Source organism: Apolloniradiicaulis salifontis (genome assembly GCF_053756655.1).
In genome coordinates this window covers 1,236,355-1,258,044 of sequence record NZ_CM132387.1, presented here as the reverse complement: position 1 = coordinate 1,258,044, position 21,690 = coordinate 1,236,355, and the positions used below count along the sequence as shown (strand labels likewise).

At 66.1% G+C, this 21,690-nt stretch carries 22 protein-coding genes; 11 read left to right on the top strand and 11 right to left on the bottom strand.

Translation table 11 applies throughout. The features are described 5' to 3' along the window. Positions 1–513: 513 nt before the first annotated feature. From ACWCOP_RS06110 to ACWCOP_RS06100, 3 genes are all read left to right on the top strand, one after another. Positions 514–3,324 (top strand): Rne/Rng family ribonuclease, encoded by a 2,811-nt coding sequence (locus tag ACWCOP_RS06110; RefSeq protein WP_478250340.1) that lies wholly within the window; start codon positions 514–516, stop codon positions 3,322–3,324. 153 nt (positions 3,325–3,477) lie between these two features. Continuing rightward, entirely contained in the window at positions 3,478–4,869 is a 1,392-nt protein-coding gene (locus ACWCOP_RS06105) for a M48 family metalloprotease (protein WP_478250339.1), read from the top strand. Positions 4,870–5,011: 142 nt separating this feature from the next. After that, the gene (locus ACWCOP_RS06100; RefSeq protein ID WP_478250338.1) at positions 5,012–5,773 is read left to right on the top strand and encodes a DsbA family protein; all 762 of its coding nucleotides are present in this window, start codon (positions 5,012–5,014) and stop codon (positions 5,771–5,773) included. A gap of 27 nt (positions 5,774–5,800) precedes the next feature. On the opposite strand, the gene ACWCOP_RS06095 is transcribed toward ACWCOP_RS06100, so the two are convergent. After that, positions 5,801–6,601: a thiazole synthase gene (locus ACWCOP_RS06095; protein WP_478250337.1), complete on the bottom strand. Its 801-nt coding sequence runs from the start codon at positions 6,599–6,601 to the stop codon at positions 5,801–5,803. A 121-nt stretch (positions 6,602–6,722) separates the two neighbouring features. On the opposite strand from ACWCOP_RS06095, the gene ACWCOP_RS06090 reads away from it, so the two are divergent. Beyond that, positions 6,723–6,911: a hypothetical protein gene (locus ACWCOP_RS06090; protein ID WP_478250336.1), complete on the top strand. Its 189-nt coding sequence runs from the start codon at positions 6,723–6,725 to the stop codon at positions 6,909–6,911. Between the two features lie 4 nt (positions 6,912–6,915). Here the strand turns inward: ACWCOP_RS06090 and thiS are convergent, their stop codons facing one another. Further along, complete coding sequence (thiS, locus tag ACWCOP_RS06085) at positions 6,916–7,143, bottom strand: sulfur carrier protein ThiS (RefSeq protein ID WP_478250335.1); 228 nt, start codon at positions 7,141–7,143, stop codon at positions 6,916–6,918. A gap of 111 nt (positions 7,144–7,254) precedes the next feature. On the opposite strand from thiS, the gene aroQ reads away from it, so the two are divergent. The 5 genes from aroQ to ACWCOP_RS06060 all read left to right on the top strand — a co-directional run bounded on the left by aroQ (position 7,255) and on the right by ACWCOP_RS06060 (position 11,596). After that, positions 7,255–7,698, top strand: coding sequence for a type II 3-dehydroquinate dehydratase (gene aroQ, locus ACWCOP_RS06080; RefSeq protein WP_478250334.1), 444 nt, complete (start codon positions 7,255–7,257; stop codon positions 7,696–7,698). A 28-nt stretch (positions 7,699–7,726) separates the two neighbouring features. Then, positions 7,727–8,233 (top strand): acetyl-CoA carboxylase biotin carboxyl carrier protein, encoded by a 507-nt coding sequence (gene accB, locus ACWCOP_RS06075; protein WP_478250333.1) that lies wholly within the window; start codon positions 7,727–7,729, stop codon positions 8,231–8,233. 9 nt (positions 8,234–8,242) lie between these two features. Beyond that, the gene (accC, locus tag ACWCOP_RS06070) at positions 8,243–9,592 is read left to right on the top strand and encodes an acetyl-CoA carboxylase biotin carboxylase subunit (protein WP_478250332.1); all 1,350 of its coding nucleotides are present in this window, start codon (positions 8,243–8,245) and stop codon (positions 9,590–9,592) included. Positions 9,593–9,664: 72 nt separating this feature from the next. Further along, on the top strand, positions 9,665–10,186 hold the full coding sequence (locus ACWCOP_RS06065; RefSeq protein WP_478250331.1) for a pentapeptide repeat-containing protein: 522 nt from the start codon (positions 9,665–9,667) through the stop codon (positions 10,184–10,186). Positions 10,187–10,255: 69 nt separating this feature from the next. Then, positions 10,256–11,596 (top strand): pentapeptide repeat-containing protein, encoded by a 1,341-nt coding sequence (locus tag ACWCOP_RS06060; protein ID WP_478250330.1) that lies wholly within the window; start codon positions 10,256–10,258, stop codon positions 11,594–11,596. On the opposite strand, the gene der is transcribed toward ACWCOP_RS06060, so the two are convergent. The 8 genes from der to ACWCOP_RS06020 form a co-directional block, all read right to left on the bottom strand. After that, the gene (gene der / locus ACWCOP_RS06055; protein ID WP_478250329.1) at positions 11,593–12,954 is read right to left on the bottom strand and encodes a ribosome biogenesis GTPase Der; all 1,362 of its coding nucleotides are present in this window, start codon (positions 12,952–12,954) and stop codon (positions 11,593–11,595) included. The two genes, ACWCOP_RS06060 and der, sit on opposite strands and share 4 nt — an antisense overlap. Positions 12,955–13,033: 79 nt before the next feature. Continuing rightward, positions 13,034–14,434: an outer membrane protein assembly factor BamB family protein gene (locus ACWCOP_RS06050; RefSeq protein WP_478250328.1), complete on the bottom strand. Its 1,401-nt coding sequence runs from the start codon at positions 14,432–14,434 to the stop codon at positions 13,034–13,036. Continuing rightward, complete coding sequence (locus ACWCOP_RS06045) at positions 14,434–15,240, bottom strand: tetratricopeptide repeat protein (protein WP_478250327.1); 807 nt, start codon at positions 15,238–15,240, stop codon at positions 14,434–14,436. The genes ACWCOP_RS06050 and ACWCOP_RS06045 overlap by 1 nt, the downstream gene beginning before the upstream one ends. Before the next feature lie 82 nt (positions 15,241–15,322). Beyond that, complete coding sequence (gene panB / locus ACWCOP_RS06040) at positions 15,323–16,150, bottom strand: 3-methyl-2-oxobutanoate hydroxymethyltransferase (RefSeq protein WP_478250326.1); 828 nt, start codon at positions 16,148–16,150, stop codon at positions 15,323–15,325. 90 nt (positions 16,151–16,240) lie between these two features. Continuing rightward, positions 16,241–16,642, bottom strand: coding sequence for a hypothetical protein (locus ACWCOP_RS06035; protein WP_478250325.1), 402 nt, complete (start codon positions 16,640–16,642; stop codon positions 16,241–16,243). Next, the gene (locus tag ACWCOP_RS06030) at positions 16,639–17,181 is read right to left on the bottom strand and encodes an RNA polymerase sigma factor (protein ID WP_478250324.1); all 543 of its coding nucleotides are present in this window, start codon (positions 17,179–17,181) and stop codon (positions 16,639–16,641) included. The genes ACWCOP_RS06035 and ACWCOP_RS06030 overlap by 4 nt, the downstream gene beginning before the upstream one ends. A gap of 24 nt (positions 17,182–17,205) precedes the next feature. Next, complete coding sequence (locus ACWCOP_RS06025) at positions 17,206–17,601, bottom strand: DUF6249 domain-containing protein (RefSeq protein ID WP_478250323.1); 396 nt, start codon at positions 17,599–17,601, stop codon at positions 17,206–17,208. 44 nt (positions 17,602–17,645) lie between these two features. Next, positions 17,646–18,230: an NnrU family protein gene (locus ACWCOP_RS06020; protein WP_478250322.1), complete on the bottom strand. Its 585-nt coding sequence runs from the start codon at positions 18,228–18,230 to the stop codon at positions 17,646–17,648. A gap of 114 nt (positions 18,231–18,344) precedes the next feature. On the opposite strand from ACWCOP_RS06020, the gene ACWCOP_RS06015 reads away from it, so the two are divergent. Next, positions 18,345–18,617, top strand: a complete 273-nt coding sequence (locus tag ACWCOP_RS06015; protein ID WP_478250321.1) for a hypothetical protein — start codon at positions 18,345–18,347, stop codon at positions 18,615–18,617. Here the strand turns inward: ACWCOP_RS06015 and ACWCOP_RS06010 are convergent. Then, positions 18,614–19,327 carry a hypothetical protein gene (locus tag ACWCOP_RS06010; RefSeq protein WP_478250320.1) on the bottom strand — a complete coding sequence of 238 codons (714 nt, stop codon included), beginning with the start codon at positions 19,325–19,327 and terminating at the stop codon, positions 18,614–18,616. The two genes, ACWCOP_RS06015 and ACWCOP_RS06010, sit on opposite strands and share 4 nt — an antisense overlap. A gap of 144 nt (positions 19,328–19,471) precedes the next feature. On the opposite strand from ACWCOP_RS06010, the gene ACWCOP_RS06005 reads away from it, so the two are divergent. After that, positions 19,472–21,673: a M3 family metallopeptidase gene (locus ACWCOP_RS06005; RefSeq protein ID WP_478250319.1), complete on the top strand. Its 2,202-nt coding sequence runs from the start codon at positions 19,472–19,474 to the stop codon at positions 21,671–21,673. Positions 21,674–21,690 lie beyond the last annotated feature (17 nt).

Here is a 21,690-nt window from a genome sequence, read left to right as displayed (position 1 = left end):
TAGCGAGACGTCAACGCTATCTAACACGGGAAAGCTCGCTTTTCATCGCCGTGGATATGGTGCAGTGTACTCAGCGCCGAACTCAGGCTCCGCGTCCGTACTCTTGCGGAGACGGGAGCCGGTCGGACAGTTCAGGCCTAGCGATGACATCCGCTTCTGGCTTGAGCACGCAGAATTTCTGGACGACGCGCGGGCGGTTTTCCGCCTGCGCCGGCGCCACAACACATGACGGGCACGATCGAGGCGGCCGGGCTTTATGCCGGCGATCGCCGCGACGCGCCCGAAGGACCAATCCCATGCGCTCAGCGCACGCGACACGCCCCGCCCCGACCGAAACGGTCCGGACCGACACAATGCGGACCGGACGAATCGCAACGGGTGCGGCCAGGGCCGAAACGGCTCACGCCGGCCAGGCTCTTCGCCACGCGACGCGCTCCATCAAACGCCGCAGCCCGACCCGCTCGTCCCGCCTCGCGCGACAGGCCGGTTCCGCTCGGCATGGAGTCATTCCCAATGTCCCGCAAAATGCTGATCGACGCCTCACACCCGGAGGAAACCCGGGTCGTCGTGGTCGAAAACAACCGCGTTGAAGAGTTCGATTTCGAGAGCGCTTCGAAAAAACCCATCCGGGGAAATATCTATCTGGCGAGAGTGACGCGCGTAGAGCCCTCGCTTCAGGCCGCCTTCGTGGAGTATGGCGGCAACAAGCACGGCTTCCTCGCCTTTAACGAGATCCACCCGGACTATTATCAGATCCCCCACGCTGATCGCGAGGAACTGCGCAAGCAGGAAGCCGAGATCGTGGCCGATTACCCCGACGAAGGCGGCGCCGACTCCGATGAGGAGAAGGACACGATCCCTGACGAGGACGACCTGATCGACGAAGCGGCCAAGAAGCGCCGCAACTTCATGCGCAAGTACAAGATCCAGGAAGTGATCAAGCGCCGTCAGGTGCTGCTTGTGCAGGTCGCCAAGGAAGAGCGCGGCAACAAGGGCGCGGCGCTGACCACCTATCTGTCGCTGGCCGGCCGTTATTCGGTGCTGATGCCCAATACTGCGCGCGGCGGCGGGATTTCGCGCAAGATCGCCAATGTCTCGGACCGCAAGCGGCTGAAATCAGCTGTGGGCGAGCTGGACGTGCCGGGCGGCATGGGCCTGATCATCCGCACCGCCGGCCAGGACCGCACCAAGGCCGAGATCAAGCGCGACTACGAATATCTGATCCGCTTGTGGGAAGACATCCGCACCACCACGCTGGAGAGCGTCGCCCCGTCGCTGATCTATGAAGAGGGCAATCTCACCAAGCGGGTGATCCGCGATCTTTATGACAAGGACATCGAAGAAGTCCTGGTGGAGGGCGAAGAAGCCTACAAGGAGGCGAGGGCCTTCATGAGGATGCTGATGCCCAGCCACGCCAAGAAGGTGCAGCATTACAAGGAGGACACGCCCCTCTTCCTGCGTCACCAGGTGGAAAGCCAGCTGGAGTCGATCCACTCGCCGGTCGCGCAGCTGAAATCGGGCGGCTATATCGTCATCAACCCCACCGAGGCGCTGGTCTCCATCGACGTCAACTCGGGCAAGTCCACCAAAGAGCGCAATATCGAGCAGACCGCGCTGCGCACCAATCTGGAGGCCGCCGACGAGGCGGCGCGCCAGATGCGCCTGCGCGACCTGGCCGGCCTTCTGGTCATCGACTTCATTGACATGGACGAGAACAAGAATGTTCGCCAGGTCGAAAAATGCATGAAGGACGCGCTGCAGCGCGACCGCGCCCGCCTGCAGGTGGGCCGCATCTCCCAGTTCGGTCTCATGGAGATGAGCCGTCAGCGCCGGCGCACCTCTCTGGTGGAGGGCTCCAGCGATATCTGCCCGCAATGCGGCGGCGCCGGCCATGTGCGCTCGATCGAGTCCAGCGCCCTTGTGGCCTTGCGCACCCTTGAAGAAGAGGGCGTGCGAGGGCGCACCGCCAAGGCGCGCCTGGCCTGCCCGGCCGAAGTCGCGCTCTATCTGCTTAACGAAAAGCGTGACGCGCTGGCGCTCATCGAGCAGCGCTATGAAATGCGCGTGATCATCGCCGCCGAAGACGGGATGATCCGCCCCGATTGCCGCCTGGAGCGTCTTGAAAGCCGCAAGGAAGCCGCACGCGCCGAGGCCGATGCGGCTGCTGAAGCGCCTGCGATCACGGCGACGGCGCTTGAAGCCTCCCGCCCCGAGTCTTCTCGCCACGAGCCGTCACGCCGGGCGCCGACCCGCGCCGCGCCTGCGGTTCAGGAGGCGGACGACGAAATCGAGGATGAATTCGAGGATGACGGCGAAACCCTTGAGGCTGCGCCCAAGCGCCGCGAGGATCGCAGCGAGCGCCGCGCCCAGGATGAGTCAGAGGATGACGGCGCCAACGGCAAGAAGCGCCGCCGCCGCGGCCGCCGCGGCGGGCGCAATCGCCGCCGCCGTGATGAAAACGGATCGGAAAACGGGAGCTTGGACGCCGAAGCCAATGCGGCTCTGGACGGCACGCAGTCCGGCTCGGGCGACTCCGGCGGTGACGTCCTGCAAGTGGTGAACCCCACCGGCGGAGACGACTTCTCCGGCGGCGAGGCGCCTGAAAAGCGCGAACGTCCCGGTCGTCGCCGTCGCCGATCTTCCGAGGACGAACCAGAAAAGACCGCATCCGGCGCCGAGGGCGACACCGCCGCGCCGGCGCCCGCTGAAGCCGGCGCTTCCGAAGACGGCGAGAAGAAGCCGCGCCGACGCCGCCGCCGCCGGGCAGAGCCCGCCGACAACACGCCCGCTTCAGGTGAAGCTGAGGCCCCGGTGATCGGCGAGAGCCCGGCTGCGCAGCCAGGCGAGACGCAGGCTGAAGCAACCCAGGCTGAAGCCGCGCCTGAATCCGAAGCCGCACCCAAGCCCAAGCGCCGCACCCGCCGCAAGGCGTCGCCGTCAAACGACGCCGATGCACCGGTCGTGGATGAAAGCCCCGCCGCCCTGGGCGCCGAAGCGGTCGAGGACAAACCCAAGCGCCGCACCCGCAAGAAAGCCGAGCCCAAAATCGACGCTTCGGCGGACGCCGACACGGCGCCGGTCGCCAAGGCCAAGCCGAAGCCGAAGCCGAAGCCCAAGCCGAAGCTGAAGCCGGAACCCGATCCAGAACCCGAAACGGCTTCCGAATCTCCCCGGCCGGCCGAGACGCCCGCCCCGGCGAAGCCGTCCGGTGAGAGCGGCGATACAGATGGCGACACAGGTTCCGACACAGGCGGCGGCGATGACGGCAAATCGGCCAAGCGCGGCTGGTGGCAGCGTTCGTCGAAATTTCTCGGCCTCGGCTGAGCAAAGCATGGCGGCGCCGGACTTGTCTGAAGGTCCGGCGCCGTGCAGCTTTGGTGTGCGGAGGGGTTCGCACGCCATAATTCAGCGCTAAATTCGGTATCGGATGGGGTGAAGCAGCGCTTTTCGGGGTAAGCGCAGAAGACGGAGGGCGACATGCCCGGACTGTTTCGCACACTCGCCGGCCAGCTGACCGGAGCCCTTGGCGCGGCCGCCCTGGCCACTGCGCCTGTGTTCGCACAAGGCCTCATTCGCGATACCGAGATCGAGGCGGTGATGCGCGAATACACCGATCCTCTGCTGGAGGCGGCTGATCTCGATACGCGTTCGGTCGACGTGTATCTGATCGGCGACATGGAGTTCAACGCCTTCGTCACCCAGGGCCAGAACATCTTCCTGCACACCGGCCTCATCGTTCGTGCTGAAAACCCGGGCGAGATCAAGGGCGTGATCGCCCACGAGATCGGCCATATCGAAGGCGCGCACCTGGCGCGCACCGGCGAGGCGGCGCGCGGCGGCATGGCGACCATGGCCGCCTCCATCGGTATCGGCCTGATCGCGGCCATGGCCGGCGCCGGCAGCGCTGGCGCGGCGATCATCGCGTCCGCGCCGCAATTTGCTCAGATGGACATGCTGCGCTACTCGCGCGGTCAGGAGGCCTCCGCCGACCAGGCTGCGGTGCGCCTGCTCACCGCCACCGGCCAGTCGGGCCGCGGACTGGTGACCACGTTCGAGCGTCTCGCCTATCAGGAGCGCATGAGCATGCAGCGCCGCTGGGAGTATTTCCGCTCCCACCCGCTTTCGTCCGACCGCGTCTCGGCGCTGCGCCGCAATGTGGAGGCGTCGCCCTTCGTGGACACGCCGGACACCCAGGAAGAAATAGACACGCTGCGCCGCATCCAGGCGAAAATCATCGGATTCATGGTGCCTCCCGCCCAGACGTTCAATCGCTTTCCAGACTCCGACACGTCCTTTCCCGCGCGCTACGCCCGGGCGGTGGCCTATTACAAGCAGGGCCTGACTGATAGGGCCGAGGAAGAAGTGGACGGGCTTCTGGAACTGGAGCCGGAGAACGCCTTCCTCCACGAACTGAAAGGTCAGATGCTTTATGAGAGCGGGCGTATTGATCAGTCTGTGGCGCCCTATCGGCGCGCGGTGGACCTGATGCCGCAGGCGGCGCTGCTGCGCATCGGACTGGCCGGCTCCCTGATCGCCCATGGCGACGAAGCCGGTGTGCGCGAGGCGGTGGGCCATCTCAACTTCGCTTTGGTGAATGAACCCGACAACACGTTTGGCTGGTTCCAGAAATCCCTTGCTCATCAGGCGCTTGGAGAGACGGCCATGGCCGAGCTCGCTACCGCGGAGCGCGCCTACCATACCGGCGACGAGATGCAGGCCCACATCTTCGCCCAGCGCGCCCACGAAGACCTGGAGCGTGGCACCGAGGGCTGGATTCGCGCCGCCGAGATCATCGCCGTGACCCAGCCCACCAGCCGCGAAGTGCGCGAATGGAACCGGGTGGAACGCGGACGCCGCCCGAACTTTTGAGCCGCTTGGAGCGCCCGGGTTCACGGTGATTTGACCCCGATTTGAGCCCAAATCGGCCCTCGGGCGCCGCCGTGTACTTGGACACGGGCGCGCGCCGCGCTTAAGACTGGGTGAGATCAGACCTGAAACCTGGAGACGCCCCATGCGCCGCCTCATCGCCGCCCTCGCCGCCTCTTTCGCCATCGCTGCATGCTCGGGCGCCGACGACGCCTCCGCCCAGCAATCCGATCAGACGCCGCGTGACCGTGTGGCGATCGAGGAGATCGTGCGCAGCTATCTTCTGGAAAACCCCGAAGTCATCGAGGAAGCCCTGATGGAGCTTCAGCGCCGCGCCCGCGACCGCGAGCGCATGGGCCAGGTGCAGGCGGTGACGAGCGAAGCCGAGCAAATTTATAATGATGGCCGCGATCCCGTGATCGGCGCAGCGGACGCGCCGGTGACAATCGTGGAGTTCTTCGATTATCGCTGCCCCTACTGCGCCATGACCAATGACTGGGTTCAGACCACGCTAGAAGAGCATGGCGACCAGGTGCGCTTCGTGTTCAAGGAATTCCCGATCAACGGCGCGGCGTCCACCGAGGCTGCGCGCGCAGCGCTCGCCGTCTGGCGGCTTCAGCCGGACGCCTACGGCGATTTCCATGACCGGGTGATGACCGCCACCGGCCCCCTGCCCTCCCAGCGCATCGACGAGTTGGCCGCCGCCTCCGGCGTGAACGTGGACGCCATGCGCGCTGAGATGACCTCAGATGAGATCACCGCTCATCTGGAAGATACTCGCGATCTCGCCCGCACCATCGGCCGGGTGGGCACGCCGTTCTTCATCGTGGACGGCATGATCGTCAACGGCGCAGATCTGAACGGCCTTGAACAGGTTCTGGAAACTGCGCTGCAGCGCGCCGGCTAGGCCGGCCAGGCTGCGGGCCGCTCCCGCCTAGATCAGGCCCGCCAGGGGGCTTGAGGGGTCGGCGTATCTTTTCTTGGGCATTCGCCCGGCGAGATAGGCCTCCCGGCCCGCGATGACGGCGTGCTTCATGGCCGACGCCATGAGCACCGGGTCTTTGGCTTCGGCGATGGCGGTGTTCATCAGCACGCCGTCACAGCCCAGCTCCATTGCGATCGCGGCGTCCGAGGCCGTGCCAACGCCCGCATCCACGATCACGGGAACCCTGGCCTCTTCGATGATGAGGCGGATATTGACCGGGTTCTGGATGCCCAGCCCCGAGCCGATGGGCGCGCCGAGCGGCATGATCGCGCAGGCGCCCGCCTCCTCGAGCTTTTTGGCGTACACCGGATCGTCAGAGCAGTAGACCATCACGTCGAACCCCTCCTTGATCAGCATCTCGGTGGCGCGCAGCGTCTCGGCCATGTCGGGATAGAGATGCCTTGGGTCGGAGAGGACTTCCAGCTTCACCAGCGTCCAGCCGCCGGCTTCGCGCGCCAGGCGTAGCGTGCGCACCGCGTCCTCGCCGGTGAAGCAGCCGGCGGTGTTGGGCAGGAAGACGTATTTTTCCGGATCGATGAAATCCACAAGGCGCGGCTTGCCTGGATCGGAGAGATTCACCCGGCGCACAGCCACCGTGATCATCTCCGCGCCGGAGGCTTCAAGCGCCCGGGCGTTCTGCTCATAGCTTTCGTACTTGCCCGTGCCGATGATCAGGCGGGAGCTGAGTTCGCGGCCGGCGACAGTGAGCGGGCCAGTGTGCGGGGCGGTGTGCGGGGATGTATCGGTCATGGGGTTCTCCTAGCGCGGCGCAGGCCGCGCGTCATCTTGCTCAAGCGCCCCGAGGCGGTAGGATATTCAATATAACTTCGCTGCGCGCGCCGGGCGGGCGGCGCAGACAGGGGGATTTTCCATGCATCCAGCCACAAAAGCGGCGTCTCTCGTCCTTGCAATCGTCGGTCTGCTGAACTGGAGCTATGCCGGATACCAGACTGTCCAGGGCGAAGCAGTCTCCGACAGCTTGCCGCTGATCATCGGCGGCCTCGTCTGCTTCACGATGATCGTCATTCTGAACGCCGCGACAAGGCGCAAGAAGGACTGAAGGCTTAGCCCCCGCCCACGAAGTGAACGATCTCCAGCCGGTCTTCCGGCGCGATTGTGATCGCGTCATAGGCTGACCGCGGCGCGATCTCCAGATTGCGCTCCACGGCCACTTTGCGCGGATCAAGGCCCAGATGGGCCAGGAAAGCGGTGAGGGTCAGCCCGGCCGGCGCGCTGCGCACCTCCCCGTTCACGGTGACGGCGATCTCTGTCATGGTCTCGTTCGCACTCATGGTGGTCTCCAGGATTTCAGGCTCCAGGCACGCACCTTGCTTGTTTTCCCGTAGGTCCACGTCGTAGAACCGAGGTCCCACGTCAAGGCTTCCCCGCTGCGGAGTATCTGTTTGAAGCCGATCCATATCCTCAACGGACCCAATCTCAACCTGCTCGGCACGCGCGAGCCGGAGATCTACGGCCGTTTGAGTCTCGCCGATATCGAGACGCTGTGCGCCAGGCGCGCTGCGGATCTCGGCGCCGACATCGTTTTTGACCAGACCAACCATGAGGGCGTCCTTGTGGACTGGATTCAGCGGGCGGGGCGTGAGGCCTCGGCCATCGTGATAAACCCGGCCGCCTACACCCACACATCGATTGCGCTTTACGACGCGCTCAAAGGGGTGGACGTTCCGGCTGTAGAAGTGCATCTGTCCCAGCCTGCCGCCCGGGAGGCGTTCAGAGCGACAAGTTATGTCGCCATGGCCGCCAAGGGCTCGATTTCCGGCTTCGGCGCCTTCGGCTATGTGCTGGCGCTGGAAGCCGCACATAATCTCGCCGCTCAAGACGGCTGAAAGATAAACAAAAGAGGGGGTTTCGCCCATGGCGTCCAACACGTCCCGACCGCAGATCGATTCCAAGCTCGTGCGCGAGCTCGCCGACATCCTCAATGATACCGAGCTGACCGAAATCGAAGTGGAAAAGGGCGAGTTGCGCATCCGCGTGGCCCGCGAGGTTCACGCCGGGCCGGTGCATTACGCCCCGGCGCCTCAGGCCGCGCCCGCCGCGCAGCAGCCGGCGGCGGCGCCGGCCAGCGCCGTGTCGAGCCCGCCTGAAACGCCGGCCTCCTCCGGCGCCGCAGATCCCAAATCCCATCCGGGCGCGGTGACGTCGCCCATGGTGGGAACGGTCTATGTGCGCCCCTCGCCCGAGGCCGAGCAGTTCAAGAAGCCCGGCGATTCGGTGAAGGAGGGCGAGACCATCCTGCTCATCGAGGCCATGAAGACCTTCAATCCGATCACCGCGCCGAAATCGGGCAAGCTCGCCGAGCTGCTCGTGGACGACGCCCAGCCGGTGGAATACGGCGAAGCGCTGTTCATCATCGGCTAGGGGCCCCACATGTTCGACAAGATCCTGATCGCCAATCGCGGCGAGATCGCCCTTCGCGTGCATCGCGCGTGCAAGGAAATGGGCATCAAGACGGTTGCGGTTCACTCCGAAGCCGACGCCAACGCCATGCATGTGCGCCTTGCAGATGAGAGCGTCTGCATCGGGCCGCCCCCGGCGGGACGCTCCTATCTGAACGTGCCCCAGATCATCGCCGCCGCCGAAGTCACCGGGGCCCAGGCGATCCATCCAGGCTACGGTTTTCTTTCTGAGAACGCCCGCTTCGCCGAGATCGTGGAGGCCCACGGCCTGACCTTCATCGGCCCGAGGCCGGAGACGATCCGGCTCATGGGCGACAAGATCACCGCCAAGAAAGCGGCCATGGAGGCCGGCATCCCCGTGGTGCCCGGTTCTGAAGGCGCGATCGAGGACATGGTCGAAGCGCGCAAGGTGGCCAAGTCCATCGGCTTCCCTGTCCTCATCAAGGCCGCCTCGGGCGGCGGCGGACGCGGCATGAAGGTGGCCCAGGACGAGGCCAGCCTTGAAAGCGCGCTGCAGACCGCATCTTCGGAAGCCAAGGCCGCCTTCGGCGACGGCGCCGTCTATATCGAGAAATATCTTGGCCAGCCGCGCCATATCGAGATCCAGGTCCTCGCCGACGAACATGGAAACGTCATCCATCTGGGCGAACGTGACTGCTCGCTGCAGCGCCGTCACCAGAAGGTGCTGGAGGAAGCGCCTTCGGTGGCGCTGGATTCCGCCATGCGCGCAAAAATCGGCAAGACCGTCACCGACGCGGTGAAAGCCATCGGCTATCGCGGCGCCGGCACGGTGGAGTTCCTCTACGAGAACGGCGAGTTCTACTTCATCGAGATGAACACCCGCCTGCAGGTGGAGCATCCGGTGACCGAGGCGATCACGCGCATCGATCTGGTGCGCGAGCAGATCCGCGTCGCCGCCGGCCTGCCCCTGGACCTCAAGCAGGAAGACGTGAAGTTTGAAGGCTGGGCCATCGAGTGCCGCATCAACGCGGAAAACCCCGAAACCTTCTCGCCTTCGCCGGGCAAGGTGACAGAGTTCCATGCCCCCGGCGGGCTCGGCGTTCGCCTCGATTCAGGCCTCTACACCGGCTATGTGATTCCGCCCTATTACGATTCCATGATCGGCAAGCTGATCGTGCACGGCCGCGACCGGGACGAGGCGCTGATGCGCCTGCGCCGGGCGCTGGGCGAGATGGTCGTCGGCGGGGTGGAGACCACGATCCCGCTCCACCTGGCGCTGCTGGAGGAACCGGCCTTCCTGTCGGGCGACTACCATATCCGCTGGCTGGAAGAATGGCTCGCGAAGCGCGCCAAAGGCTAGGCGCATCAGGGGTCAGGCGCGAGGCTTGCAAAGCGGGAAGCGACGATCATCTTCCCCATATCGAGCTGTGCCATGATGAAACACATCACCGCCTTGACGCTTCTGATGGCGAGTCTGGCCGCCGCGGTCCTTTCGGCCGTTGTGACAGGCGCGGCGGGCGCGCAGAACGCAGGCGAGATCGCGGCTGTGCAGGCCGGGCGCTCCTGCCCCGGCTGCAATCTATTTCAGGCCGACCTCGCCTATCGCGACCTGCCCGGTGTGGACCTCTCCAATTCGCGCCTTCGCCAGGCGGACCTGAGCCTTGCAACGATGAATCGCGCCCGCTTCGACGGCGCTGATCTGTCCGTCGCCAATCTGTTCGGCGCGCGCTTTTCCGGGGCGAGTTTTCGCCGCGCCGACCTCACCCGGGCCAATCTGGTGGGTGCGCATTTTGGCGGCGCGGACCTTAGCGGCGCCGTACTGGACGGCGCGACGCTCGCCGGCGCAGAGTTGCAGGAGGCTCGCGGATTGACGGCGGCGCAGCTCTCGCGCGCCTGCGGGGACGCCTCGACCCGCTTGCCCGCCGGCCTCTCCACGCCGTCCTGCGCGCGATGACTGGCCCGGTTCAGCGACTTACCGCGAATTAAGTCGATCTCGCCTGATCGATTGACTAGGTTTCAGCCCATGAGCTTGAAACACGCCCTTCTGGCGGCCGCAGCGGCGGCTGCGATTTCGGCCCCGGCCCACGCCGGCGAGGACCCGCACAAGCGCCTTGTCATCGGCGGCGATTGTCAGGGCTGCGATTTCGCCGACAGCAATCTGGCGAACGCCCAGTTTCTTGGCGGCGATTTTTCCAACTCCGACTTCTCCCACGCCGAACTTCTCGGCGCGCGCATGTCCGACATGGTTTTGGCCGGCGCCGACTTCGCGCACACCTCCATGATCGAGGCGCGGCTGACCAGCGTCGACTTCTCCGGCGCCGATCTGGCCGATGTGGACTTTGAACGCGCCCGCCTTCACCAGGTGGATTTCGCCGGAGCGCGCCTGGAGCGCACCACCCTCACCGGCGCGGTGATGTTGCAGGTGAGCTTCGCCGGCGCCGACCTTGGCGGCGTCCGCGCACGTGACGCCGTGCTGCGCCAGGTGGATTTCACCGGCGCCGACATGCGCGGCGCGGAGTTCGCCCAGTCTCACTTCTTCGGCGCGAGCCTTGAAAGCGCCGATCTTCGCAGCGCAAAGCTGGCGGGCGCTATCTTCGAGCGCGCCGACCTCAGCCGGGCCGATTTTCGCGGCGCCGACCTGGCCGGCGCGCGCTTTGTCTCCGTCGATGTCACCGGCGCCGATTTCACCAGCGCCCAGGGCCTTGAAGCCCAGAGCTTTCGCCAGGTCTGCGGCGCCCAGGTGGCGGGACTGCCGGCGAGCCTGAGCGTTTCTGACTGCGCAGTCAGAACGGACATGGCCGCCTATGGCGATCCGCATACCGGGTCCTCCGCCTACGCCACCGGGCTCGATGGACGCCGAATCGCCTTCGTTCAGGCGCGCGCCGCGATTGAAGCGGCTATGGCCGAGGCGGAGGGAAATCTTGCAAACACCGCGGTGGAGCGCGAAGCGCTTGGGGCTGCCCGCGAGGGGCTGCGCGCGGCTCTGGCCGCTCTGGCCCAGTCCCATGGCGACATCGAAGCCGCCCTTGAAAGCGGCGCCGGCGAGGCGAGCTGGAGCTTCGAGATTCGCCGAGCCGAGCTGGGAGAACCGATCCGCGTCATCCTGGAGCAGGCCGGAGCAGCGTCCGCACCGCCTGCTTCGCCTGCGACGCCGGCCCCGCCGAGGAGGGTCGATGGCGCGCAGGAGGACTTGATCCTGCGTCTGGGGCCCCTCTCCGTCCAACACCGCGTCGACGTGCAGCGGGCTGAAGAGCAGGCCCGCATTGCGAGCGAAGCCCAGCGAGACGCCGCCGAAGCCGCAGCCGACGCCCAGCGCCGCGCCGCCGTCGAAGAGCGCCAACGTCGCGAGCGCGAGCCTGACTAGCTTTTTGCGTATGGGTTGTGCTGCGCCTTGACGATCAGACGGATCGGCACGCCGGGCAGATCGAACGCTTCGCGCAGCCCATTCACCAGATAGCGTTTATAGCTTTCGGGCAACTGCGAGGCCCGGCTCGCCATCAGGACGAAGGTGGGCGGGCGCGCCTTGGTCTGTGACAGATAGCGCGGCTTCACCCGGCGCCCGTCAACCGCAGGCGGCGGATGGCGCTGGGTCATTTCCTTGAGCCAGTCGTTGAGATCGCGCGTCTTCACCTTCACCGACCAGTTGGCGTGCAGCGCCTTGACCGTCGGCATGATCTTGTCGAGGCCGCGCTCGGTAAGGCCTGACACCGGGATCAGCGGCGCGCCCTTCACCTGGGGCAGAAGGCGTTCGAATTCCTCGCGCAGCTCGGCGAGCTTGGCCTGCTTGTCCTCAACCAGATCCCACTTGGAGATCAGCACGACGAGGCCGCGCCCCTCCTCCACGATCCGGTCGGCGATGGTGAGGTCCTGCTTTTCAAACGGGCGCTCGGCGTCCACCAGCAAGAGCACGATCTCGGCGAACTTGATGGCGCGCAGCGTATCCGCCGCGCTCATGCGCTCCAGCCGGTCGTCCACCTTGCCGCGTTTTCGAAGACCGGCGGTGTCGTGCAGGCGCACGCGCTCGCCATTCCATTCCCACTCCACCGCAATGGCGTCGCGGGTGAGCCCGGCTTCCGGCCCGGTGATCAGGCGCTCTTCGCCGATCATGGCGTTCACCAGCGTGGACTTGCCCACATTGGGCCGTCCGACGACCGCCAGACGCAGGGGCGCGTCTTCCGCGTCTTCGTCCAGGCCGTCGGAATATTCGAGATCCGCGGAGGTCTGGCCTTCCAGCACCTCGACCAGGCGGGCGTAAAGATCGGCCATGCCCTCGCCGTGGGCCGCGGACACCGGCACCGGCTCGTCAAGCCCAAGATTCCACGCCTCGAGGGCGCCGTCATCGCCGCGCGCGCCCTCACACTTGTTCACCGCCAGGATCACCGGCTTGTCCGACTTGCGCAGCACTTCAGCGAAGCGCTCGTCCAGCGCGGTGACGCCCTCGCGCCCGTCGATCAGGAACACGCAGACATCGGCTTCGGCCAGCGCGGCCTCGGTCTGGGCGCGCATGCGCGCTTCAACGCCCGTCTTCTCGTCCTCATAGCCGGCGGTGTCAATCAGGCGCAGCTCCAGATCGCCGATCCGCCCGCGGGCCTGGCGCCGGTCGCGGGTGACGCCCGGACGGTCGTCCACGATCGCCAGCGGCTTGCCGGCGATGCGGTTGAACAGGGTCGACTTACCCACATTGGGACGCCCCACAATAGCCAGGGACGGCAAGCGTTTCACGAGACATGCTCCATTACAAATGCGAGCGCCGCGGCCTGACGGGCCGCGGCGCATGACGCCAGCCTGCTCAAATGCGCCTTTATCGGTACGCGATCAAGCGTCCCTCGTCGGTGAACACCACAATGGTCTCCTGCGCGATCACGGGAGCGATGAAGACCGAGTCTCCCACATCGCGATCTTCCAGCCTGTCGCCGGTGGCCGGATCCAGGATCACCATCTGGCCCTGCGACGAGGCCAGCACCAGCCGATCGCCCGCAAGGATGGGGCCGGCCCAGCTGATGCGGTCACGGCGTCTGCGTTCATTTTCAAAGGCGTCGAGCTGGGTGATCCAGCGCACAGTGCCGCTCGTGCGGTCGATAGCCGCGACTTCGCCCTCGGTGGTCACCAGGAACAGAAAATCGCCCGCGAGATACGGCGCATGAAGTCCGCCCGCCGGCAGGGTCCAGACTCGCTCGCCGCTGCGAATGTCGAACGCGGCCATGATGCCCGAATGGCTCATGGCGTACACGCGGTCGCCGACGGCCACCGGGCTGGCGGCGATGTCGTTGATCGAAGACAGAGGCGTGAGCCCGCCGGTCCGGGTGAGCGAATCCGACCACAGCACCGTTCCGTTCTGCACGCGCAGGGCGACGATCTCGCCCGAGGTGAAAGGCGCGATCACCACCTCGCCGGAGACAGCCGGGCTCGGAGCGGTGAGCAGGCGCGCGGTTTCTGCGATGGAGCGGTGCGTCCACAGGACTTCGCCGTTCCGGGCGTCGATGGCCAGCAGCTCGTTATCGTCGGTGGTGGCGAAGACCCGGCCCTCCACCGCGGTGGGCGCGGAGTGGAACGGCGTCAGCGCCTCGGACCGCCACAGCACCTCGCCGGTGTCTGCGTCGAGCGCGTAAAGGGTCATGCCGCCGTCATGGGCGAAGATGCGTCCATTGTCATAGGCGACGCCGCCGCCGAAGGTGAGCACGCGGTCGCCGTTCCCCCGGAAGGGAATCCAGCTGCCCTCGGCGGCCTCCCGGCGCTCCTCGGCCAGGCGGGTGCGCCAGGTCTGCTCGCCGGTTTCCAGCGATCGGGCGGAGACGCGGCCCGAGGCGTCGATGGCGAAGACCACGCCCTCGGCGATCACGGGGCGCGCATTGAGACGCCGGTTATTGTTGGAGCCGTCGCCCGCGCTCTCCCGCCACAGCCGGTTCAGGCCGCCCGAGGCTTCGGTGTGCTGCATGGCGTGGGTGGGATAGCCGTCCGGCTGCGGCCAGGCGCTGTTCACATAGGCGCGCGGCAGCGTGACCGGGCCTTGTTCTATATTGGAGGACAGACGTTCTTCGAGCTCGAGTATGGAGATCCGCTCCGACCGCGCAGGAGCGTTGGGATCGTCCTCCTCCTCGCCGCCGAAGGGGTTGAGGCTGGAGAGACGCTCGCCGGCGCCGCACCCGGCCAGGACGAAACTCGCCGCAACGGAGGCGGCGAGGGTAAGGGCGCGGATCGACATCAAAGGCCGTCCTCCTGTTGAAGCGGAGCGTCCGGTTCGGCCGGCGCAACGGCGGGCCCTTCGACCGGGGTTTCGGCTTGGGCTTCAGCCGGGGCCTCGCCCATCACCTCGGCAGGAACTTCAGACGCCGCCTGCGCGGCGTCTTCAGACACCGCTGCTGGTGCGTTCTGAGCAATAAAGGTCAGCGCCTCGGCCGCACGGCGCGAAACGCCCGGCGGCGCATCCAGCGACACCGAAAGCAGTTCATAGGCGCGGCGCGCTTCCTCCCAGCGCTCGGCGCGGACAGCGGCGGCGGCGATGAGCTCGCGCGCCAGCGCGCCAAACGGCGCATCGCCCTCGGTCAGCGGGCTCAGGCGCACACGCACATCGTCATAGGAGAGCCCGTCGAACTGCGCGAGCGTGGCCTTGTAGGTCGCCAGCTGACGCGTCAGCGGCTCCGGCGAACGCTCGGCGGCGGCGCCGAAATAACGCGCGGCCTCCTCGGAATTATTTTGCTGCAGCGCAATTTCACCTCGGCGCAAAAGCGACAGCGCTGCGTAGCCGCGCGGCCCGCTCTCGGCAAGATCGGCGAATCCTGCGTCAGCGGTGGACAGATCCCCCGAGGCGAGCGCTTCGGCGGCGGCCATGTACTGGTCGGACGCCTCGGCGCTGGTCCGGCTCGAATTCCAGTCCCAGAACTGATAGCCGGCCGCGCCCAGCACAATCGCTGCAGCGACGCCCGCCACCCAGGGGCCATAGCGGCGCAGGGCCGCCTGATACCGCTCACGGCGGAGTTCTTCCTCGACTTCGTCGAAAACGTCGACCACGCGTCAGGCCTCACTCGTTCCATACAATAACGGCGCGGACCCTAGCCGCGTGTGGTCAGCCGGGCAATACAGCCCTGCTGTTTCAGCCCTTCCGGGGCTTGTAGACTTCAGCGTCTGACGGGAAGGCGCGGGTGCGAACCTCCTCGGCATAGCGTTTGACGCCCTCTTCCATGGCGCTCTTCACATCGGCGTAGCGCTTTACAAAGCGCGGCGTCCAGTCGAACAGGCCCATCATGTCCGGGGTGACGAGAATCTGCCCGTCGCATTTGGCCGAGGCGCCGATTCCGATCGTTGGCGCCTTGACCCGCTCGGTGATTTCTTCGGCGAGATCCTCGGCCACGCCCTCCACCACAATGGCGAAAGCCCCCGCCTCGTCGGTGGCGATCGCTTCCTCGATGACGCGCCGGCGGGAGTCCGCGTCTCGGCCCTTCGCCTTGAACCCGCCCTCGGCGAGCGCCGCCTGGGGCCGCAAGCCCACATGGCCGATCACGGGGATGGCGCGCTCGGCCAGATAGCGAATCGTTTCCGCGATGAAGACGCCGCTTTCCACCTTCACCGCCTGGCAGCCGGTCTCGCGCAGCACACGTGCGGCGTTGTCGAACGCCTGCTCCTTTGACCGCTCATATGTGGAGAACGGCATGTCCACGCACACCAGCGCCCGGTCCGACCCGCGCATCACCGCCTGGCCGTGCATAATCATCATCTCCAGCGTCACCGGAATAGTGTTGGGAAGCCCGTGCACCACCATGCCCACCGAATCGCCGACCAGCAGAAGATCGCAGTGGGGATCGAGCAGCCGCGCCATGGGCGCGTCATAGGCGGTCAGGCAGACCAGCGGCTCGGCGCTCTTGCGCGACCTTATATCGGGCGGGGTGAGACGTTTGACCGGAGTTTGTTTCTGCGCGGACATCTGGCCGTCTCCCGGGCGGTGCAGCTGATTTGGCGCGCACATTAGCGCGAATCCGAAGCTGCACAACGCCAGCCACACGACGCCATTGGGTCAGGCCAGGCGCCCGCCCGGCAGGACACGCGCAAACACCAGAGCGACAGCGGCGAACGCGAGTGTCACGAGCGCCTCCGGACCGACTAAGCCGGCCGCCTGGCCCAGCACGCCGTCCATGTCCAGCATCGAAACGTCCACCAGGCGCTCCAGCTGGGTTCCCGCTATGGCCGACCCGGTCGCCCCGGCGCCGCCCAGGGCGAGAAACCGCACACGGCTGGTCCGGCCGAGCTCCGAGATGACGTGAGCGGTGAACACAGGATCATGCTCCGGCGGACCGGCCGCCTGGAACATGGACGTAAGGTGCGCGTCGAAGGCCGCATCGAACGCCGTGCCGGCGCTGTCGGAACCATCGTTCCGCCTCATCGCGTCTTCGCCATTAATGGGATCAGGCCCGCTCATGCGGCGACCTCCTTGAGCTCGAACCAGGCCTGCAGCTTCGCCCGTCCGCGATTAACATGGCTCTTCACCGTGCCCAGGGGAAGCCCGGTGGCTTCGGCGGCTTCGGAATGGCTCATGCCACCCGCGTAACACATGATCACGCAGGTTCGCTCCTCCTCGCCCAGCGTCGCGAGCGCGCGATCAAGATCAATCCGGGCGCCGGCGGGACCCGCCGGCACATGGTCCTCGCCCGGCTCCGCCTGCAGCCGCTCAAGCGCGGCCTCGGCGGCCTTGCGCTTTCGCGCGCTCATCAAAAATTCGGTGTAGGCGATGCGGCACAGCCAGCCCTTGAACGAGCCTTTGCCGCTATAATCTTCGATCTTCGCATAGGCCTTGATGAAGGCGTCCTGCGCCAGATCGTCGGCCATGGCGGTGTTGCGGCAAAGGCGCATCAAAACGCCGCGCACGGCGTTTTGGTGGCGGGTGACAAGCGCCCCGAAGGCCCGCTTGTCACCGCCCGCAATCACCAGGGCGATCAGTTCCGCGTCGCTGGCGTCCACGCCGTCGCCTCCCGGGCCCGCTGCCTAGCCCGCGTTCTCGTCTTTGTTCTTGCGCAGGCCCGCCAAGCCGAACAGCACAAGCACGACGCCGATAAAGCCCGGGAAGGCCGCGATGGCGACGAAAATCGGGACGATATCCGGCGAGTCGCCCAGATCAGCGGCGTTGATCGACATGCCCAGCACCACGAAGGCCGCCGCCACCGCAACGAGGATCAGGCCTGACTTGAGATCACCGCCCTTGGGTTTTTCCTGGGCGCCCAGCGCCTTGATCGTGGCCGGGTCCAGTTGCTGACCCGAGCGGATCGCGTCGCGCACGGTCTCCATGACCTGTTTGCGCTTCGACGTCCCGGCCCAGACGTTAAAGCCCACAATGGCTGCAACCATCGCGAACGCACCCAGGGGAACCAGAATATCTTCCATTGTTTATCTCCTCGAACTGCGCCGCTGACCCGGCGCTTCTACCCCTAGATGCCCGGCGCAGACGGTTCGGATGCAAACCCCACCACCGCGACGCCGAACAGCTGCATATGGAAGATCGCCAGAGCCGCCGAAGCGCCCAGCCCAATCACCAGCGCGGCGATGTCCGCGCTCCAGTTACCGGGCCGTTCAAACGCGCCGCCTACGGCGTATCCCTCGATCATCAACATGACCGACCAGGCGAAGAACGCGCCGAACAGGACCAGTGAGGCGATCTCGCCATTGGCCAGCAAATGCGATCCCGACCACAGAACCGTGGCAAGCGTCATGGGATGGCGGGTAAGCGAGCGGATATGGCTGGGAAGATAGGCCGCCGCCAGAAGCACCAGCGACACAGGAACGGCGATGAGCGCCAGGGTGCGCGTCCATTCGGGCGGGTTCCACACCGCCTCGGACGGGTGCGCCAGGATATGTCCATAGATCACCAGCGACAGGCCCACCGCCGACAGCACCGAATAAAAGATCCAGTAAAGCGTGTCCCCGATCACCGAGACAGTCAGCCGCTTTATCCCCAGAACGCGCGTAAAGTGCACGCCCAGGAAGATCGCCAGTCCGATAATGAGTACGCCCATAAGCCCCGAAACCCCCTGACTGTTATGAAAGCATAGAGCGACTCCGCCAAAAGCCGCCAGCACCTCGACCACGCATTTTCGCGGGTTAAATTGAGAGTGTGTGAAAGAGGTCCCATGCCCGCACTGATCCGATTTCTGATCCGGCACGCCCTGATCGGCGCCGCCATCGGGATCGCCTTCACGGCGGCGATCCTGATCCTGGATATAGGCTCTATCCGCACGATGACCCGAGGCTCGGTCGACGGGACCGGAATACGGCTTCTGCTTGCGTTCTTCGTCTCCACCACATTCGCCAGCGCCCAGATGGGCGTCGCGGTGATGTTTCCGCCCAGCCGCAAGAACGACCCCATGGCGCCTCCGGACAGGGACGGCGAGGACGAGTCCTAATCTTTGAACGCCGGGTCGGGGACCATGGGCGGCAGGCTGTCGCGCATTTCGTCGGCGCCGGACATGCCTGCGCGGCGATTGACCATGACCTGCATGCCCTGCTGGCCCGGCAGACGGCGCAGGGCCGGATCGAGCTGCGCGCCGTAGAGCCCCGCCAGCGCGTTGAAGCGCGCCTGCGTCAACGCTTCGATCCGGGCTGCGCCCTCGCCGGCGGCGTAGGCGGCGAGGTCCGCCGCAGGAACGCTGTCGCAGCCGATCTGACCGTCCTCGCGACCGAACGCCCGCACACAGGCGAGCCCGCGCAGCGCCGACGACCGGGTGGGGAAGGCCGTCTCCCCCGCCGCCCCGCCGGGAGCGTCCAGAACCACCGCCTCGCCGACCGGAATGTCTCGCGGCGCAGCGGCGTCCGCAGGAGCGAGGTTTGAGGTTTCGCGGGGCGGCGCCGGTTCGGCCATGGCCAGCGCCGGGGGCTCTGCGAGGTCCACCTCGGGCTCCGCCGCAGGCTCGCGCGCCGGCGTCACCAGTTCCACATGCACCACCCGGCGCGGCGGCCCTTCCAGAGGCGTCTTCGCAGCCAGCCAGATGACGGCGGCGAGGCCCGCGCAGTGCAGCGCGGCGGCCCCGAGGAGCGGCGCGCCACGGCGCATCCCGGCTGCGAGGCGCGCGGCGGGTGAATTCTTCGGCGGATCGAAATCTTCGAAGACGGCCAAGCCTGACACCCCACGCACGAACGAGGCGGTGAACGCACTCTATCATCGCGATCAGCGCTCGTTCATGACGGAATCGTTAGTTCCCCTCCATGTGCCTCGCGCGTTAAGACATCGCGTAATCAAGCAACCTACGGGGAATACCTCATGCGCAAGCTTCTGCTCGCCGCCGCCGGCGCGGCCGCTATCGCCGCCGCCCTTCCGGGCGTCACCCTCGCAGCTCAGCAGGCCGAAACCGCCGAGGGTCAGGCCCAGGCCGAGACCAATCCGCTGCTCGCCGAGTGGACCGGCCCGTATGGCGGCGTGCCGGCCTTTGACCAGATGGACCTGCAATATCTGCGTCCGGCGCTGGAAGAGGGCATGAACCGCTATCGCGCGGAAATCGACGCCATCGCGCAGAACCCCGAGCCTGCGACGTTTGAAAACACCATTGTGGCGCTGGAAGGCGTCGGCGATGATCTGGGCCGCGTGTTCACCTATTACGGCATCTGGTCGTCCAACCTCTCCTCCCCCGAATTCCGCGAGATCCAGCGCGAAATGGCGCCGCGGATCAGCGCGTTCTATTCGGAGATCAATCAGAACAAGGATCTGTTCGCCCGTGTTCAGGCGGTCTATGAGAGCGACGAGGTCGAGACCTTGCGCCCCGACCAGCAGCGCCTGGTTCAGCTGACCTATGACGGGTTTGCGCGCAACGGCGCGACCCTGGACGGTGAAGCCGCAGAGCGCTACGCCGCGATCCAGTCGCGCCTGGCGGAGCTGCACACGCAGTTCTCCAACAACGTGCTGGCCGACGAGGAAAACTATGTCACCTGGCTCACCGAAGAGCAGCTGTCGGGCCTGCCCGAGAGCCTCGTGAGCGCCGCCGCCGCGGCGGCCGCCGACCGGGACCGCGAGGGCGAGTACGCCATCGTGAACACCCGCTCCTCCATGGACCCCTTCCTGACCTATTCCGACGAGCGCGAGCTGCGCCGCCAGGTCTGGGAGACCTATTATTCGCGCGGCGACAATGGCGACCAATTCGACAACAACGCCCTGATCGCCGAGATCCTGCAGCTGCGCGACGAGCGTGTGGAGCTTCTGGGCTACGACAACTACGCGCAGTGGCGCCTTGAAGACCGCATGGCCGGCACGCCGGAGCGCGCGCTGGAGCTGATGGAGACGGTCTGGCCGGCCGCCATCGCCCGCGTGGAGGAGGAGGTCGACATGATGACCGACCTCGCCGCCCGGCGGGGCAACGACATCGACCAGATCCAGCCCTGGGATTATCGCTACTACATGGAGAAGGTCCGCCAGGCCGAATACGACCTCAACTCCGAGGAAGTGAAGCAGTACTTCAATATCGAGAATTTGCGCGAGGCGATGTTCTTCGTTTCCGGCGAGCTGTTCGACTTCGCTTTCGAAGAAGTCACCGACGGCTCGGTCCCGGTCTTCCATCCCGACGTCCGCGTCTGGGACGTAACCGACACCGAGAGCGGCGAGCATATCGGCCTGTTCTATCTTGATCCCTATGCGCGCACCGGTAAGCGGTCCGGCGCGTGGGCGTCCAGCTATCGCGGCCACTCCACGTTCGACGGCCAGGAGACGGTGCTGTCGTCCAACAACTCAAACTTCATCCAGGGCGCGCCCGGCGAGCCGGTCCTGATCAGCTTTGACGACGCAACGACCTTCTTCCACGAAATCGGTCACGCCCTGCACGCGCTTTCCTCCAACGTCGTCTATCCGACGCTCAATGGCGGCGTGCGTGACTATACCGAGTTCCAGAGCCAGCTTCTGGAGCGCTGGGTGCTCACCGATGAAGTGATCGACAATTATCTTCGCCACGCCGAAACCGGCGAGCCCATGCCGGACGAGCTGGTGGAGAAGATCCGCGCGGCCTCGACCTTTAATGAAGGCTTCGCCACCACCGAGTATCTGGCGAGCGCGCTGGTGGACATGTACTACCACACCGCCGATCCCGAGGGGCTCGACCCGGACCAGTTCGAGCGCGAAACGCTGGAGCGTCTGGGCATGCCCGATGCGCTGCCCATGCGTCACCGCAGCCCCCATTTCGGGCACATCTTCTCCGGTGAGGGCTATTCGGCCGGCTATTACGGATACATGTGGGCCGACGTGCTGACTTCGGACGCAGCGGAAGCCTTCGCCGAAGCGCCGGGCGGCTTCTACGACGCCGATCTCGCCGAGCGCATGGTGGAAACCCTGTTCGCCCCGCGCAACAGCATCGACCCGGCCGAAGCCTATCGCCAGTTCCGCGGCCGCGACGCCACCGTCGAGCCGCTCATGCGCGATCGCGGCTTCCCCGTTCCGGGCGAGGATGAGGGCGACGAAATGGGCGAAGACCCGGCGCAGTAAGCGTCAGGGTTTTCTCA

What these genes read in the sequence shown, in the direction of transcription:
- ACWCOP_RS06110 (WP_478250340.1), top strand. Translation starts at nt 514, where the DNA reads ATGTCCCGCAAAATGCTGATCGACGCCTCACACCCGGAGGAAACCCGG.
- ACWCOP_RS06105 (WP_478250339.1), top strand. Translation starts at nt 3,478, where the DNA reads ATGCCCGGACTGTTTCGCACACTCGCCGGCCAGCTGACCGGAGCCCTT.
- ACWCOP_RS06100 (WP_478250338.1), top strand. Translation starts at nt 5,012, where the DNA reads ATGCGCCGCCTCATCGCCGCCCTCGCCGCCTCTTTCGCCATCGCTGCA.
- ACWCOP_RS06095 (WP_478250337.1), bottom strand. Translation starts at nt 6,601, where the DNA reads ATGACCGATACATCCCCGCACACCGCCCCGCACACTGGCCCGCTCACT.
- ACWCOP_RS06090 (WP_478250336.1), top strand. Translation starts at nt 6,723, where the DNA reads ATGCATCCAGCCACAAAAGCGGCGTCTCTCGTCCTTGCAATCGTCGGT.
- thiS (WP_478250335.1), bottom strand. Translation starts at nt 7,143, where the DNA reads ATGAGTGCGAACGAGACCATGACAGAGATCGCCGTCACCGTGAACGGG.
- accB (WP_478250333.1), top strand. Translation starts at nt 7,727, where the DNA reads ATGGCGTCCAACACGTCCCGACCGCAGATCGATTCCAAGCTCGTGCGC.
- accC (WP_478250332.1), top strand. Translation starts at nt 8,243, where the DNA reads ATGTTCGACAAGATCCTGATCGCCAATCGCGGCGAGATCGCCCTTCGC.
- ACWCOP_RS06065 (WP_478250331.1), top strand. Translation starts at nt 9,665, where the DNA reads ATGATGAAACACATCACCGCCTTGACGCTTCTGATGGCGAGTCTGGCC.
- ACWCOP_RS06060 (WP_478250330.1), top strand. Translation starts at nt 10,256, where the DNA reads ATGAGCTTGAAACACGCCCTTCTGGCGGCCGCAGCGGCGGCTGCGATT.
- ACWCOP_RS06050 (WP_478250328.1), bottom strand. Translation starts at nt 14,434, where the DNA reads ATGTCGATCCGCGCCCTTACCCTCGCCGCCTCCGTTGCGGCGAGTTTC.
- panB (WP_478250326.1), bottom strand. Translation starts at nt 16,150, where the DNA reads ATGTCCGCGCAGAAACAAACTCCGGTCAAACGTCTCACCCCGCCCGAT.
- ACWCOP_RS06035 (WP_478250325.1), bottom strand. Translation starts at nt 16,642, where the DNA reads ATGAGCGGGCCTGATCCCATTAATGGCGAAGACGCGATGAGGCGGAAC.
- ACWCOP_RS06025 (WP_478250323.1), bottom strand. Translation starts at nt 17,601, where the DNA reads ATGGAAGATATTCTGGTTCCCCTGGGTGCGTTCGCGATGGTTGCAGCC.
- ACWCOP_RS06020 (WP_478250322.1), bottom strand. Translation starts at nt 18,230, where the DNA reads ATGGGCGTACTCATTATCGGACTGGCGATCTTCCTGGGCGTGCACTTT.
- ACWCOP_RS06015 (WP_478250321.1), top strand. Translation starts at nt 18,345, where the DNA reads ATGCCCGCACTGATCCGATTTCTGATCCGGCACGCCCTGATCGGCGCC.
- ACWCOP_RS06005 (WP_478250319.1), top strand. Translation starts at nt 19,472, where the DNA reads ATGCGCAAGCTTCTGCTCGCCGCCGCCGGCGCGGCCGCTATCGCCGCC.